The sequence below is a fragment of the Corynebacterium glyciniphilum AJ 3170 genome (genome assembly GCF_007673095.1).
GTDB lineage: Bacteria > Actinomycetota > Actinomycetes > Mycobacteriales > Mycobacteriaceae > Corynebacterium.
In genome coordinates this window covers 39,404-54,666 of record NZ_VDYZ01000013.1, presented here as the reverse complement: position 1 = coordinate 54,666, position 15,263 = coordinate 39,404, and the positions used below count along the sequence as shown (strand labels likewise).

13 protein-coding genes and 1 tRNA gene are annotated in these 15,263 nt (G+C 65.0%); 6 read left to right on the top strand and 8 right to left on the bottom strand.

Features of this window, described 5'->3' with window-relative positions:
- Positions 1 to 13: 13 nt before the first annotated feature.
- From ehuA to FS507_RS12990, 3 genes are read right to left on the bottom strand one after another with little or no spacing between them, the layout of a single operon-like run.
- Positions 14 to 793: an ectoine/hydroxyectoine ABC transporter ATP-binding protein EhuA gene (gene ehuA / locus FS507_RS13000; RefSeq protein WP_312978094.1), complete on the bottom strand. Its 780-nt coding sequence runs from the start codon at positions 791 to 793 to the stop codon at positions 14 to 16.
- Complete coding sequence (locus FS507_RS12995) at positions 790 to 1,791, bottom strand: amino acid ABC transporter permease (protein ID WP_145943210.1); 1,002 nt, start codon at positions 1,789 to 1,791, stop codon at positions 790 to 792. The genes ehuA and FS507_RS12995 overlap by 4 nt, the downstream gene beginning before the upstream one ends.
- Positions 1,788 to 2,750 (bottom strand): ABC transporter substrate-binding protein, encoded by a 963-nt coding sequence (locus FS507_RS12990; protein ID WP_145943209.1) that lies wholly within the window; start codon positions 2,748 to 2,750, stop codon positions 1,788 to 1,790. Before FS507_RS12990 ends, FS507_RS12995 begins: the two co-directional genes overlap by 4 nt.
- A gap of 44 nt (positions 2,751 to 2,794) precedes the next feature.
- Between FS507_RS12990 and FS507_RS12985 the strand changes: the two genes are divergently transcribed.
- The gene (locus FS507_RS12985) at positions 2,795 to 4,054 is read left to right on the top strand and encodes a glutaminase (protein ID WP_145943208.1); all 1,260 of its coding nucleotides are present in this window, start codon (positions 2,795 to 2,797) and stop codon (positions 4,052 to 4,054) included.
- A 5-nt stretch (positions 4,055 to 4,059) separates the two neighbouring features.
- Here FS507_RS12985 and FS507_RS17640 read toward each other — a convergent pair whose 3' ends face one another.
- The gene (locus FS507_RS17640; protein WP_186314685.1) at positions 4,060 to 4,206 is read right to left on the bottom strand and encodes a hypothetical protein; all 147 of its coding nucleotides are present in this window, start codon (positions 4,204 to 4,206) and stop codon (positions 4,060 to 4,062) included.
- A 92-nt stretch (positions 4,207 to 4,298) separates the two neighbouring features.
- Here FS507_RS17640 and FS507_RS12980 point away from each other — a divergent pair, with 92 nt between their 5' ends.
- Positions 4,299 to 4,886 (top strand): metallophosphoesterase, encoded by a 588-nt coding sequence (locus tag FS507_RS12980; RefSeq protein ID WP_145943207.1) that lies wholly within the window; start codon positions 4,299 to 4,301, stop codon positions 4,884 to 4,886.
- A 60-nt stretch (positions 4,887 to 4,946) separates the two neighbouring features.
- On the opposite strand, the gene FS507_RS12975 is transcribed toward FS507_RS12980, so the two are convergent.
- Together FS507_RS12975 and FS507_RS12970 are read right to left on the bottom strand one after the other, a co-directional pair.
- Positions 4,947 to 5,031, bottom strand: a tRNA-Leu gene (locus FS507_RS12975).
- A 69-nt stretch (positions 5,032 to 5,100) separates the two neighbouring features.
- Entirely contained in the window at positions 5,101 to 5,751 is a 651-nt protein-coding gene (locus tag FS507_RS12970; RefSeq protein WP_145943206.1) for a TetR/AcrR family transcriptional regulator, read from the bottom strand.
- Positions 5,752 to 5,852: 101 nt separating this feature from the next.
- Here FS507_RS12970 and polA point away from each other — a divergent pair, with 101 nt between their 5' ends.
- Positions 5,853 to 8,561: a DNA polymerase I gene (gene polA / locus FS507_RS12965; protein ID WP_145943205.1), complete on the top strand. Its 2,709-nt coding sequence runs from the start codon at positions 5,853 to 5,855 to the stop codon at positions 8,559 to 8,561.
- 6 nt (positions 8,562 to 8,567) lie between these two features.
- Here polA and FS507_RS12960 read toward each other — a convergent pair whose 3' ends face one another.
- Both FS507_RS12960 and FS507_RS12955 read right to left on the bottom strand, forming a co-directional pair.
- Complete coding sequence (locus FS507_RS12960) at positions 8,568 to 9,275, bottom strand: MgtC/SapB family protein (protein WP_145943204.1); 708 nt, start codon at positions 9,273 to 9,275, stop codon at positions 8,568 to 8,570.
- 31 nt (positions 9,276 to 9,306) lie between these two features.
- A complete protein-coding gene (locus FS507_RS12955; protein WP_145943203.1) occupies positions 9,307 to 10,317 on the bottom strand; it encodes a DUF368 domain-containing protein in 1,011 nt (336 codons plus the stop codon).
- 79 nt (positions 10,318 to 10,396) lie between these two features.
- Between FS507_RS12955 and FS507_RS12950 the strand changes: the two genes are divergently transcribed.
- From FS507_RS12950 to FS507_RS12940, 3 genes are all read left to right on the top strand, one after another.
- On the top strand, positions 10,397 to 11,491 hold the full coding sequence (locus FS507_RS12950) for an isocitrate/isopropylmalate family dehydrogenase (protein WP_145943268.1): 1,095 nt from the start codon (positions 10,397 to 10,399) through the stop codon (positions 11,489 to 11,491).
- A 118-nt stretch (positions 11,492 to 11,609) separates the two neighbouring features.
- The gene (rpsA, locus tag FS507_RS12945; protein ID WP_038548998.1) at positions 11,610 to 13,076 is read left to right on the top strand and encodes a 30S ribosomal protein S1; all 1,467 of its coding nucleotides are present in this window, start codon (positions 11,610 to 11,612) and stop codon (positions 13,074 to 13,076) included.
- Between the two features lie 172 nt (positions 13,077 to 13,248).
- The gene (locus FS507_RS12940; RefSeq protein WP_145943267.1) at positions 13,249 to 15,258 is read left to right on the top strand and encodes a glucose PTS transporter subunit IIA; all 2,010 of its coding nucleotides are present in this window, start codon (positions 13,249 to 13,251) and stop codon (positions 15,256 to 15,258) included.
- Positions 15,259 to 15,263: the final 5 nt, after the last annotated feature.

The following is a 15,263-nucleotide window of genomic DNA, read 5'->3' as shown; positions in this document are numbered from 1 at the left end:
CCCCGGACACCTGTCAGTCGAGGATGCTCGACAGGAAGGACCGGGTGCGCTCCTGTCGGGGATCGGTGATCACCTGACGGGCCGGGCCGTGCTCGACAATGCGTCCGCCGTCCATGAAGGCCACCTCGTCCGCCACCTCCCGGGCGAAACCCATCTCGTGGGTCACCACCAGCATGGTCATACCGTCGTCCGCGAGACGCCGCATCACGTTGAGGACCTCGCCGACGAGTTCCGGGTCCAGGGCGGAGGTCGGCTCGTCGAAGAGCATCAGCTTGGGTTTCATGGCCAGGGCGCGGGCGATCGCCACCCGCTGCTGCTGGCCGCCGGACAGCTGGACGGGCCATGCATCAGCCTTGTCCGCCAGGCCGACCATCGACAGCAGCTCACGGGCGGTGGCCTCTGCCTCCGCCTTCGGGATCCCCTTGACCTTCACCGGGGCCTCGATGATGTTGGCGAGCACGGTGCGGTGGGTGAACAGGTTGAACTGCTGGAAGACCATGCCGATGTCGGCGCGTTGGCGGGAGGCCTCACGCTCGGAGATCTGGTGGAGACGACCGTTGCGCTCCTGGTATCCGATGAGGTCCCCGTTGACCTCGATGCGTCCTGCGTCGATGCTCTCCAGGTGGTTGACACACCGCAGCAGCGTGGACTTTCCGGAACCGGAGGGGCCGATGAGGCAGGTGACCCCGCCGGCGGGAACCTCCAGGTCGATGCCCTTGAGGACGTCAAGTCGTCCGTAGCGTTTCCACACGTCCTTGACGGCGATCATCGGGGTGGCGGGCTGGGGGCTCATCGACCGTTCTCCTTGTTGTTTCCGCTGTCGTGTCCACTGTCGGTCGGCGCAGCACCGGTGCGTGGGTTGCCGGGGTCCTCCACGGTGATGTTCAGCGGGGGCAACCCCTCTGCGTCGGTGAGTGCGGCAAGCTGCCGGCTGGTCAGCGCCCGGGAGGACCCACGGGAGTAGAAGCGCTCCAGGTAGTGCTGGCCGACCATCAGGATCGAGGTAATCACCAGGTACCAGGTCGCGGCGACGAGCAGCATCGGGACCGGTTCGAACATGGCGTAGGCGATGTCCATGGACCGTCCGTAGAGCTCACCGGCGTAGGGCAGGGCGATCACCAGTGAGGTGGTCTTCAGGAGACTGATCAGCTCGTTGCCGGTCGGGGGGATGATGATCCGCATGGCCTGGGGGAGCACGGTGCGCCGCATGTTCTGCCACCACGTCATGCCCAGCGCCTTCGACGCCTCGGACTGTCCTTCAGGGACGGCCTGGATGCCGGCGCGGACGATCTCCGCCATGTAGGCAGATTCATTCAGGCCCAGGCCGATCACGGCGAGCCAGAAGAAATTGGAGAGCACCGACTCCAGTGAGACCTCGGTGAATCCGAGGTTCACCGTCTGGTAGATCGCGCCCAGAAGACCCCAGAACACCAGCTGCACATACACCGGGGTGCCACGGAAGATCCAGAGGTAGAGCCAGGCGATGCCGCTGGTCACCGGGTTGGGTGACATCCGCAGGACCGCCAGGACCGCTCCCAGCACCACACCGACGATCATGGCCAGGACGGTGAGCGCGAGTGTGTGCAGCGCCGCTTCCGCGATGCGCGTGTCGAAGAGGTAGGAGGCGTAGGTTCCCCAGCCGTAGGCGTCGTTGTGTGCCGCGTCCCACACGAAGAGGGCGACCAGGATCAGCAGGATCACCGATGCGATGACCCGGCCGGGGTGGCGCAGAGGGACGACGTCGTTGTCGGTCGGGCGGGTACGTTGCTGCGCCCGGGGGTGGTCGCTCATGAAGTCGCTCCTTCGTCGGCGGATGCTGCGGCAGGGAGGGGATAGTCCTGCGTGTTGACGGTCACGGCGTCCACGGCGCCGTCGGTCAGGCCCCACGGCTCGAGGATCTCCTCGTACTGGCCGGAGGTGATCAGAAACTCCAGCGCTGCCGCGAATGCGGGGATGAGGTCGGAGTTCTTGGCGAACGCCCAACCGAAAGGCGTGGTGTCGAAGGCGCCCCCCGCAGGGACCAGTTTCCCGTCGGACAACTGGATGGCGTAGTCGGTGACCGCGGAGTCGGAACTCATCGCGTCGGCACGCTTTAATGCCGTGGCGTTTGCCGCGGCATTGGCGGAGTCGTAGACCAGCTTGTTGATTGCCGGGCGACCGGCGGCGACACACTGATCGGACTTGACCTGCACATCGTCGGTGTCGGAGTAGGTCCCCTTCTGAACCGCCACGGTGAGACCGCAGGCATCGGACGGGTCAACCGTCTTGCCCGGCGTCGTCGCCCAGGAAATGCCCGACGTGTAGAAGTCCACGAAATCATAGGACTGCCGGCGCTCCTCGGTGTCGGAGAACCCGGACGTGCCGATGTCCACGGTGCCGGCGTTGATCGACGGCAGGATCAGGTTGAAGTCCTGCTGTTGGAAACCGACGTCCACCCCCAGGACGGCACCGGCGGCGCGGACCAGATCCACCTCGAAGCCGATGATGTTCCCGGAAGGATCCTTGAACTGGTTGGGCGGGAATGTCGGGTTGGTCGAGGCCGAGATGTGTCCGGAGTCGCGGTACTCCTGGGGGAGCAGTTCCTGGAGGGCAGGAACGGGATCGGGTAGGGTGTCGACCCAACCGTCGGGATTACCGGACTCCTCGTTGGTGACGCAGGCCGCCAGGGACGCCGAGATCATCAGGGCCCCCAGGACCGAGCCGACCTTACGGGCGGATCTGCCCGGTCGCGGAACGGAGTGGGGTGTCATGGGGGGAAGTATATCGGCGCCGGATTCTGTTAGTCTCGGGCCCCATGGATTCTCTCGTCGAAGACTATCTCAATGACATTCTTGACCAAGTCCGAGACGACGATGACGGGGCGGTAGCGGACTATATCCCTGAGCTCGCGAAGGCGGACCCCACACCGCTGGCGTTGGCCATGTGCACCAACCAGGGATGGATCTACAGCGTCGGTGACGATGAGCGCGAGTTCACCATGCAGTCGATCTCCAAGCCCTTCGCCTACGCCGCAGCACTGCAGGACTGCGGGGTGGAGAAGGTGATCGAGACGGTGGGCATGGAGCCGTCCGGCGAGGCCTTCAACGAGCTCTCCCTCGACGGCAGGACCCACCGCCCGGTCAACCCGATGATCAATGCGGGAGCCATCGCGGTCAATCAGCTCATCAACGGGGAGGACTCGTCGGTCGACGACCGGGTTGAGGTGATCGTGGACTACTTCTCCCGGCTGGCGGGGCGTCAACTCACCGTGGACGAGAATGTCACGGAGTCCGAGACCGGTACCGCCGACCGCAACCTGGCACTGGCCCACATGCTGCGCAGTTACGACGTCATCGTGGATTCCGCGGAGGATGCCGTGGCCAGCTACACCCGGCAGTGTGCGATCCGGGTCACCGTCAAGGACCTGGCGGTGATGGGGGCGACTCTCGCACTCGGCGGGATTCAACCTTTCACCGGTGAACGGATCCTGAAACCGTTGGTGTGCCGGCAGGTGCAGGCGGTGATGGCGTCGGCGGGGATGTACGACGGAGCGGGGAGATGGATGGCCAGCGTAGGTATTCCGGCGAAGTCCGGGGTCGCGGGCGGTCTGATGGGAACCCTGCCCGGACAGTTGGGGATCGCGACCTTCTCACCGCGCCTCGACGAATCGGGGAACAGTGTCCGGGGCGCGAAGATCTTCCGGGCGTTGTCCGAGGACATGGGGCTGCACCTGATGTCCGCGGTGACCCGTAAGGGTAGTTCGGTGCGTGGCATCCGGACCCGCGGCAGGACCACGGTGTTCCGTCTGCAGGGTGGCCTCGACTTCTCCGGTGCCGAGGAATTCCTGACAGCCGCGGAGAACCAGGACATCACCACACCACGGGTGATCATCGACGCCCGACGGGTCACCGAGAGCAACCCGGTCGGACGTCGCATGGTGAAGGAAGGGCTGCGCCGGATCCGGGAGAACGGCAAGAAGGTCGCCGTCGTCGACCCGAACAACGTCCTCGGAAAGCGGAGGTTCGAGGACGGGACCACAGTGGCCACCACAGCAGCGGAGATCGACGACCAGTAGGCCCGTCAGAAACGCGGCAGGAATGAACTGAAGAAAGACCCCAGGTCGCCGATGAGACCGACCGGCGACGACAGGACCGATCCCGCGATGAACAGTGCGTTGGACGCGTAGGCGCCAGAGGTCTCGACAGCTTCAGCGATGGGAAGGTCCACGGTTTTCCTCCTGGGGAAATAGCGCGCCGGGCGACTCCCGACAGTTTGCCCACCCAATGTAGCGTATCGGTGGAGCAAGTACCATGGAATGAATGACGGACTGGTTTACGGCGGACCCGCACTTCGGACACCTCACCCCGGCTACGGCGAGGGGATTCGCCACCACTGCGGACCACGATGCGGTCCTGTTCCGGAACCTGACAGGCGCCCTGGTGCCGGGCGACCGCCTCTTCGTCCTCGGTGACATCTCCTCGGGCATACCTGACCAGGAGGACCGTGCGCTGCACCTGCTGGCGGACGTGCGCGACGCCACCGGGGCACGGCTCCACCTGCTGGCCGGAAATCACGACGCCGTCCATCCGATGCATGCCCGGTCCCTGACCGGCCACTCCCGCTTCCTCCGCACGTTTGACACGGTCTCATCGGCGATGACCCTCAAGATCGAGGGACGAAGGGCGGTCGTCAACCACTTCCCCTATGACGGCGACCATACGAGTCCGGACCGCCACGTCCAGTGGCGGCCGAGGGACTGCGGTGCACCTGTCATCCACGGGCACACCCATTCCACTGACAACGTCAGCTACTCGACGTCCGGGACACTGCAACTCTGCGTCAGTCTCGACGCGTGGGGGATGCGGCCGGCGAGGAAAGACGACCTGGCGGCACTCGTACGTCGGTGAAGCCGCACCCCGTGTAACGCAGAAACCCCGCCGGACTCCGTAGAGACCGGCGGGGTTGTGTGGTGCCCTGGGTGGGACTCGAACCCACACGCCCGAAGACACTGCATTTTGAGTGCAGCGCGTCTGCCAATTCCGCCACCAGGGCCGACCCCGGGAATCATACGGCAGAGGTGTTACCGCGGACAACACGGGGTAGGCGGTACCGGGAAAGGAGTCACGGTGTGGCGTCCGCACCGTCGAGGACGCACTGGATCAGGCCGCCGTAGTACTCCACGAATGCGTCCACGTCGGCGTCATGGAAATACTCCTGGGTGACCAGCCTGCGCATCAGCGCAAGTCCGATGACCATCGACATCGCCGCCTCCGCGCGCATCTCCGCGTCGGTGGACGACTGGTCGAGAGACTCTGCCGCGACCCTCTCTAGCACCGGGGCGACGACCTGTCGGCGGAAGACCTTCCCGAGGGCGTCGACGATATGCCGGTTTCCGCCGGCATCGGCCAGTTTGCGCACCAGCGAATTGGGGCTGTCGTCGGCAGACGTCACCGCCAGTCGCGCCAGGTGGGTCCCCATTTCGGCGAATGCCACGTTGTTCAGACGCTCGGCTGCCTCGGTGAAATCAAGCTGGGCCTCGTAGAGGTTCTCCTTTGTCCCGTAGTACTTGATGATCAGCGGGGCACTGACACCGACGTCATTGGCGATGTCCTTGAGTGACACCTCACTGTAGGGGCGCTGGTTGAACGCGGTCCTCGCACGTTCGAGGATGCTCACCCGTGTCTCCTCCGCCCGCCGCCGTGCCGAGGTCTGCGGCTCGGCGTCGTGCGGGAAGGCCGGTTCGCCCGGGATACTCTCTGTCTGGTCACTCATGGCGACTAGAATAGCCGGGGCATGACTCCAACCGCCGTAGCCACCACGAGAAGTGTGTCCGACACATGACAGACACGTGTACGGACATGCAGGAAGGTCACATGACAGACAACTCCGGGGACGGGCGTCCCACCCTCCTGTTGCTCGACGGGCATTCACTGGCGTTCCGGGCGTTCTACGCACTGCCGGCCCAGAACTTCTCCACGACCGGGGGACAGTACACCAACGCCGTGTACGGCTTCCTCGGTATGTTCCTCGGACTGGTCGAGACGGAGAAGCCGACACATATCGCGGCGGCATTCGACCTGTCGGGGCCGACGTTCCGTGAGAAGGACCTGCCCGCCTACAAGGCGCAGCGGCCACCGGCACCGGAGGAGTTCCGTGGCCAGGTCGAGTTGATCCAGGAGGCGCTCCAGGCACTGGGCATCCGGACCCTGACCAAGGAGTCCTATGAGGCCGACGACATCATCGCCACGTTGTCCTGCCGTGGCGCGGAGGCAGGCATGCACACCGTGATCTGCACCGGCGACCGGGACAGTCTCCAGCTCGTCAACGATGACGTCACGGTGCTCTACACCCTCCGTGGAGTCTCAGAACTCGACCGGTTCACCCCGGCCCGGGTGGAGGAGAAGTACGGTGTCACCCCGACGCAGTACCCGGACCTCGCCTCACTGCGTGGAGACACCTCCGACAACATGCCCGGGGTCCCCGGTGTCGGTCCGAAGACAGCCCAGAAGTGGATCAGCAAGTACGGCAGTCTGGATGCAGTCATCGAGCACATCGACGACTTCGGCGGCAAGGTCGGGGAATCACTCCGGGACAACATCGACAACGTGATCCTCGCCCGTAAGGTCACGGAGATGGTCCGGGACCTCGACCTCGGCGACCTCGGCAGCGACGGCGACCCGCTGTCGGCGTTGCGGCCTGCGGCGGTCGACGCCTCCGAGGCGGGCAGTCTCTTCGACTCGTTGCAGTTCGGTGCGAACCTGCGTAACCGGACATTCCGCGTGATGGGTATCGAGTTCGAGGACGGCGCAGCAGTTGAGCTCACAGTCGACGATCTTGCCGACGGCAAACTGGCGAAATGGCTCACCGACCGCGCCGGGTGGAAGGACGGACGCAGTCACGGCGATGCGTCGGTCAACCGACCACTGGTCGTTGAGGTCAGCGGCGAAGGGACGCCCTTCGGGGGACATGCTGACCAGGTTGTCCTGCTTGACCCGGTGACGGGGGAGGACGGGGTCCTCCACGCCGTGCAGATCGACCTGTCGGATCAGGACCCGAAGGATGAGAAGGCGTTACTGGGATATCTCGCCGATGCCTCGGCGGCGAAGTGGCTGCATGATTCCAAACGGTCCTGGCACATGCTCAACGGAGCCGGGGTGGCGTTGGACGGGGTCGAACACGACACCGCTCTGGCCGCCTACCTTCTGCGTCCCGACGTCCGGTCCACCGGGCTGGCCGACGTCCTGCAGCGCCATGCCGGACATGAACTCGCTGAAGGCGCCTCGACGCTCGCTCGGGCCCAGGCTGTGTGCGAACTCGTCACCTCCCTCACCCCGGAGCTCGCCGACATCGGCGCGATGGAGCTCTACCTCGACCTTGAGGTGCCCCTGGCGACGATTCTGGCGAGGATGGAGAGTTACGGAATCTCCGTCGACCGACCGGCCCTGCAGGAACTCTCGGACAACTACGCGGACCGCATCTCCGAGGAAGTCTCGGCCGCCCGTGAACTGGCCGGCGATGAATCACTGAACCTGTCGAGCCCGAAGCAGCTGCAGAAGGTGCTTTTCGAGGACTTCGGTCTGCCCACGACGAAGAAGACCAAGACCGGTTACTCCACCGCAGCCGGCGAACTCGAGAAGCTGACGGCGCAGACCGGGCACCCGTTCCTCAGCCACCTCATGGCCCACCGTGAGTACCAGAAGATGAAGACCACCATCGACGGCCTCATTGAAGCGACGGCGGACGACGGGCGGATTCACACCACCTTCAATCAGCGCGGTGCTGCGACGGGGCGCCTGTCCTCGGCTGAACCCAATCTGCAGAACATTCCGGTCCGTACCGAGGCCGGTCGCCATATTCGTGGTGCCTTCCAGGTGGGGGCTGGGTACACCACGTTGTTGACGGCGGACTACTCCCAGATCGAGATGCGCGTGATGGCGCACCTCTCCCGGGACCCCGGTCTCATCGAGGCCTACCGACAGGGCGAGGACCTGCACAACTACGTCGGTTCGAAGGTCTTCGACGTCCCGGTGGACGAGGTCACCCCGGAACTGCGCCGGCGGGTCAAGGCGATGAGCTACGGGCTCGTCTACGGTCTGAGTGCCTTCGGCCTGTCCCAGCAGCTGAATATCGCCGCCGGTGAGGCGAAGAAGATCATGGACACCTATTTCGAACGCTTCGGCGGGGTCAAGAAGTATCTCGACGAGGTTGTGGACCAGGCACGGGAGGACGGTTACACCGAGACACTCTACGGGCGTCGACGCTATCTTCCCGAGCTCAACTCCACCAACCGGGTCGCGCGCGACAATGCTGAACGTGCCGCACTCAATGCTCCGATCCAGGGGACAGCGGCGGACATCATCAAACGTGCGATGGTGCGGGTGGACCGCGAGATGACCAGACGCGGCATGGCCTCGCGGGTGCTGCTGCAGGTCCACGATGAACTCGTCGTCGAGGTTGTCGACGGGGAACTCGAGGAGATGACGACGTTGCTTCAGGAACAGATGGACGGTGCCGCCGAACTGAGGGTCCCGCTGGACGTGTCGACCGGCACCGGTGCGAACTGGGAGGCCGCCGGGCACTGACGGAACCTACTCCAGATCGCCGCTCGACAGGATCTCCACCCGTCGAATCCCGTCCATACCGGACAGTGAGGTCACCAGGGCGTCGGCGCGGTGGCGCCCGACAAGCTCGAGGGTGACGGTGGCAGGACGGTCGTCGTGCCCGTCGGGCGTGGTCGTGTGCTCCTGGTGCACCTGACGGATTGTCCAGCCGCTTCCGGTGATGGAGGTCAGCACCACCCGTAGCAGCCCCCGGCCGTCGTCGTAGGTGACCTCTACCAGGACGTGACTGTGGGGGCCGGGGAGCAGCCGTGACAGTCGACGTAGCCCGAAGGTGATCACCATGTGGAGCACCGTGACCGCGACGGCAAGCGTCCAGAGCCCGGCCCCGGCAGAGGCCCCGATCGCGGCGACCTCCCATACGGACGCGGCCGTGGTCAGGCCCACGACGGCACCACGGCGGGTGAGGATCAGCCCGGCACCGAGGAAACCGATCCCCGACACCACGGATGCCGCCACCCGTGACGGATCGTAACTGGTCTGGTCGGAGACGACATCCGCGAAACCGTACTTGCTCAACATCACGAACAAGGCCGACGAGGTTCCGACGATGGCCAGTGTGCCGGGGCCTCCGTTGTGTCCACGCAGACGCCGTTCCACCCCCACTACCGTGCTCAGCGCGAAGGCGAGCAGCAGCAGACCCACCTGGGGCCAGAACTGGTCGGTGACAGCGATCATCCCCCCATGCTAGGCCTCCGGCCCACCAGGATCAGGGAAGCCGACCGGAGGACCTGTCGGGACGTGAGGAGTGGTCCTGCGTCCGGCGGCGTTTCGTGACCTGTTCGAAGACGACCATGGCGGTGACGACGGCAGCACCGAGGACGAACAGTCCCAGCGCGAGTCCGGCCTGGTCACCGGGCGCCTGGATTCCGGCGTCCTCATCCTGCCACGGCCAGAGAGCACGCAGTGACCCCAGCAGCATGCCGGTCATCGTGAACAGGGTCAGGGTGCGGTGCTTGGTCAGGAGGTGCTCCATCACCCGCACGAACAGCACGAGCCCGGTCAGCGCGCCGAGACCGAAGACGAGGATGTAGGTCACGTCCAGGTCGCTGACAGCGGTCAGGGTCGCCGAGTAGATGCCGATCGCGTAGAGGAAGAACGACCCTGAGACACCGGGGAGGATCAGCGCACACACCGCGACAGCAGCAGCGATGAACACCAGCAGGAGGTTCGGGTCAGGATTCGTCGACGAGGAGAAACCTGTCGCGATGAAGGTGAACAGTGCGCCGACGATGAAGAGGGGAACCGCTGCCGGGAGGCGACGTTTCAGGTCGGTGGTGTCGATCATCAGCAGCGGTACCACAGCGGAGACCGCGACCATGCCGAGGAACAGGCTCTTGGCGGGAACCGGATGGTCCTCCACGAAGGAGCCGAGGACGCCCGCCAACGCGAACACCACGGCGACCATTCCGACCGCCATGGGAAGCAGCATGGTCCAGTCCACGGCCTTGAACCGCCGGGCACCTTCGGCCCGGTCAGTGGCAAACGCCTTCAGCGCGTCCAGAAGGCGGTTGGCGTTGTGGAGCACCCTCTCGTAGGCGCCGGTGACCAGGGCGACCGTCCCGCCGGAGATACCGGGGACGAGCTCAGCGGAACCGATCAGGCCACCACGGACGAAGTTGAAGACCACGGTCCCCGGATTCAGGGGTGTTCGTTCGAACGCAGGCGGGTGGACGTCTGTCTGGTCTGGGCGGGGGGTGTTGTCATTCACGGGCGTCATCGTATCCGGATTCTCCGGGGGAGGGTGAAACCTGCGCGCGGGACGCGTGTCCGGTCGCCTAGGATGGTGCGTCGTGAGTATGACGACTGAGAGTTCCCGGAAGAGCTCCCCGAAGAGTTCCCGGAAGCACGCGCTGACGTTGGGGTACTGGCCCGGTGAGGGGATCGGCCCGGAGATCGTGGATCCCACGGTCACCGCCACCACCACCGCCCTCCACCACTTCGGCGGGTACACGGTGCAGTGGGTGCCGCTCCTCGTCGGACGGGAGGCTTTCAGGAAGACAGGACAGATCCTCCCTGATGAGACATGGTCCGCTGTCGCGGGGCTGGACGGCTGGGTCCTCGGCCCCCATGACAACGCCTCCTACCCGCCCGAGGCGAGGGAGCAGCAGAACCCGTCGGCGGCACTGCGGGTCCGCGGGGACCTGTGGGCGAACATCCGTCCCGTCCGTGGTCTGCCCGGTGCTGTCGCACCCGGGATGGACCTGGTGGTTGTGCGGGAGAACACTGAGGGGCTGTATGCCGACCGCAACATGTACGCCGGGACGGGAGATGTGATGGTCACGCCGGATGTCGCACTGGCGATCGGCACATTCACCCGGCAGGGAGTGCGCAGGATCGTCCGGCGTGCCGGCCGTGTCGCCGCTGAAAGAGGGGGGCCGCTCACTGTCGCTCACAAGGCCAACGTTCTGGCCCGGACGTCCGGGATGTACCTGGACGAGGCGGAGGCCATGGCCGCCGAGACCGGGGTGGAGCTGCTGCCGGTGCACATCGACGCCCTGTGTGCCGATCTTGTCGTCCGTCCGGAACGGCACCGGACGATCGTGGCGGAGAACATGTTCGGGGACATTCTCTCGGACCTGACTGCGGCACTGGGTGGTTCATTGGGGGCGGCAGGCAGTATCAACGCCGGAGACCGGGCGGTGATGGCCCAGGCGGCCCACGGGTCGGCTCCCGACATCGCCGGTCGTGGCGTCGCCAACCCCGCCGGCATCATGAACTCCGCCGCCATGATGCTCAGTCACCTCGGCTACGCCGAGGCGGGGGACGCTCTCGCTGCCGCGGTCCGGCATGCTCTGACCCACTCTCCGACACCGGATCTCGCAGGGGCTGCGGGAGTGGGCACGGAGGAGTTCTCCCAGACGGTATTTGCACAGCTCGGAGGGGTCGTGTAGCCTACAGTCCGTTAACCGTCTGTCCGCAGGCGCGCGACGGTGCCGTCACACTGAACGCTGGTGGAACGGTGCCCCCTGTCCATCACTAAGAACAATCCGTCTCGGAGCAACTTCACATATGCCCACCAACAACGTTCCTCAGGTAGCCGTCAACGACATCGGCTCCGCTGAGGATTTCCTCGCCGCAGTCGACGCCACCATCAAGTACTTCAACGACGGTGACATCGTTGAAGGTACCGTCGTCAAGGTCGACCACGACGAGGTCCTGCTTGACATCGGATACAAGACCGAGGGTGTCATCCCCTCCCGCGAGCTGTCCATCAAGCACGATGTCGATCCCGGCGAGGTCGTCGAGGTCGGCGACGAGGTCGACGCCCTGGTCCTCACCAAGGAGGACAAGGAAGGCCGCCTGATCCTGTCCAAGAAGCGCGCACAGTACGAGCGCGCCTGGGGCACCATCGAGGAGCTCAAGGAGAAGGACGAGCCGGTCACCGGTACCGTTATCGAGGTCGTCAAGGGCGGCCTCATCCTGGACATCGGTCTGCGCGGATTCCTCCCCGCCTCCCTCGTCGAGATGCGTCGCGTCCGCGACCTCCAGCCGTACATCGGCCAGGAGATCGAGGCCAAGATCATCGAACTCGACAAGCAGCGCAACAACGTCGTCCTCTCCCGCCGCGCATGGCTCGAGCAGACCCAGTCCGAGGTCCGCTCCGAGTTCCTGCACCAGCTGCAGAAGGGCCAGGTCCGCAAGGGTGTCGTGTCCTCCATCGTCAACTTCGGCGCCTTCGTCGATCTCGGCGGTGTCGACGGCCTGGTGCACGTCTCCGAGCTGTCCTGGAAGCACATCGACCACCCGTCCGAGGTTGTCACCGTCGGTGACGAGGTCACCGTCGAGGTCCTCGACGTCGACCTGGACCGCGAGCGCGTGTCCCTGTCGCTGAAGGCCACCCAGGAGGACCCGTGGCGCGTCTTCGCCCGGACCCACGCGATCGGTCAGATCGTCCCGGGCAAGGTCACCAAGCTGGTTCCGTTCGGCGCTTTCGTCCGCGTCGAGGAGGGCATCGAGGGCCTGGTCCACATCTCCGAGCTGGCCGAGCGCCACGTGGATGTCCCGGACCAGATCGTCACCGTCGGCCAGGAGCTCATGGTCAAGGTCATCGACATCGACCTCGAGCGTCGTCGTATCTCCCTGTCGCTGAAGCAGGCCGACGAGGACTTCGCCGAGGAGTTCGACCCGTCCAAGTACGGTATGGCCGACTCCTACGACGAGCAGGGCAACTACATCTTCCCGGAGGGCTTCGACTCGGAGACCAACGAGTGGATGGAAGGCTTCGACGAGCAGCGTGAGGCCTGGGAGGCTCGTTACGCCGAGTCTGAGCGTCGTCACAAGATGCACGCCGCACAGATCGAGCGCCACCGTGCCCAGGCTGCCGAAGCTGACGAGGCCGCCGACAACGGCTCCTACTCCAGCAACTCGGACAAGCCGGCCGCCGCTGTCGAGGAGACCACCTCCGACGCCGGCTCCCTGGCGTCCGACGAGCAGCTCGCCGCTCTGCGCGAGAAGCTCGCCGGTTCCGGTGAGTAATACCGTCGCCTGAGCTGCGGTACTGACCCGGCCCACCCCGTTCCCGGGGTGGGCCGGGTCTTCTGCTGTGTCCGGGGACCTTATCTTTTTCATGGTGAAGTTCTATGATGTGGAGGACGTCACCCGACCCGGGCGACGCACCCCCTTTCACCTCACCAAGGCGGAACGACACATGGCCTCTGCGACCACAGAAACGTCCCGGCACATCCTCCGGGAGATCGGAGGAGCGGACAACGTCTCCTCACTGACATACTGCGCAACACGACTCCGCTTCGACCTGGTCGACCGTTCGAAAGTGGACAAGGACACACTCGACAGTGATCCGGCCGTCCTCGGTGTCGTCGAACAGGGAAGTACCGGGCTCCAGGTGGTGATGGGGGGAGGGGTCGCCGACTACTACAACGCCATCGTCAAGGAGCCCGGGATGGGGGACACCGAGGCGGGGGCGAGGTCCTCGTCGAAGAAGGAGTACGGCGGGGTCCGCGGCCGGTACGACTGGGTCAACTACTGCTTCGAATTCCTTTCAGACACCTTCCGCCCGGTGCTGTGGGCGTTGTTGGGTGCGTCCCTGATCATCACGATGCTCGTGCTGGCAGACACCTTCAACATGCAGGACTTCCGGGCCGACATGGCGGACCAGCCTGACGGTTACGTCCTCTTGCATGCGATGTGGCGGTCGGTCTTCTACTTCCTCCCGATCATGATCGGCGCAACCGCGGCGCGGAAGCTGGGCGCGAACGAGTGGGTCGGGGCCGCCATCCCGGCGGCGCTTCTGACGCCGGAGTTCCTCTCACTCGGAGATGCAGGGGAGACCGTCCACATCTTCGGCATTCCGCTGGTGCTCAACGACTACTCCTCACAGGTCTTCCCGCCGTTGATCGCTGCCATCGGGCTGTACTGGGTGGAGAAGGGGCTGAAGAAGATCATTCCCGCGGCGGTCCAGATGGTCTTCGTTCCGTTCTTCTCCCTGTTGATCATGATCCCGGCCACGGCATTCCTCCTGGGACCGTTCGGTATCGGCATCGGGAACGGTATCTCGGATTTCCTGCTGTGGCTGAATGGGGTCTCGCCGTTCATCCTCGCGGTGATCATCCCGCTGCTGTACCCTTTCCTGGTGCCGTTGGGTCTGCACTGGCCGCTCAACGCCATCATGATCCAGAACATCGCCACCCTCGGCTACGACTTCATCCAGGGGCCGATGGGGGCCTGGAACTTCGCCTGTTTCGGTGTCGTGGCAGGGGTCCTGTTCATCTCCTTCCGCGAGAAGAACAGGGGGATGCGACAGGTGTCGTTGGGTGGTCTGATGGCCGGTCTGTTCGGGGGCATCTCGGAACCGTCGCTCTACGGTGTCCTGCTGAGGTTCAAGAAGACCTACGTCCGGCTGCTGCCGGGGTGTCTGGTCGGCGGCGTCATCATCGGGTTCTTCGACGTCAAGGCAAGTGCCTTCGTGTTCACCTCTCTGCTGACCTTCCCCGCCATGGACCCGTGGGGCGGATACCTCATCGGTATCGCCGCCGCGTTCTTCACCTCGATGCTGCTGGTCGTCTTCTTCGACTACCGGGGTAAGGACGAGAAAGCGGAGGTTCTCGCAGGACTCGCCGCCGAGCGCGAGAAGGAGGGCGGTGCCGACGGTGAGGGGCGCGGGGCACCGGAGTCAGATCTTGCCGCAGCAACGTCGAAGTCTGCTCTGGAGCCCGGGACGGTCACCGTGGTCACCGCCCCTGTCGAGGGGAGAGCCGTACCGTTGTCCGGGGTCGACGACCCCGCCTTCTCCTCGGCGGCACTCGGGCAGGGGATCGCCATCGAACCGTCGGGTGACACGGTCGTGGCGCCCGACGACGGGAAGATTCTGACGGTCCAGAAGTCCGGTCACGCCGTCGGGCTACGGTTGGACAACGGAATCGACCTGCTGATCCATATCGGCATCGACACGGTGAAGATGGGCGGTGCGGGCTTCGAGGTCCTTGTCGAGAAGAAGCAGACAGTGACAGCAGGTACGCCCCTGATCCGGTTCGACGCCCAGCGGATCCGTGATGCCGGGTATTCGGCCGTGACCCCCGTCATCGTGGTCAACACAAAGAGTTTTTCGACGGTGGAAGGGCTGCCGGCCCCGGTCGCCGCTTTCGGCGACGACATCATCACGGTCACGGCGAAATCTGCGGAGGCCGCGACCGCACCGTAGCACCG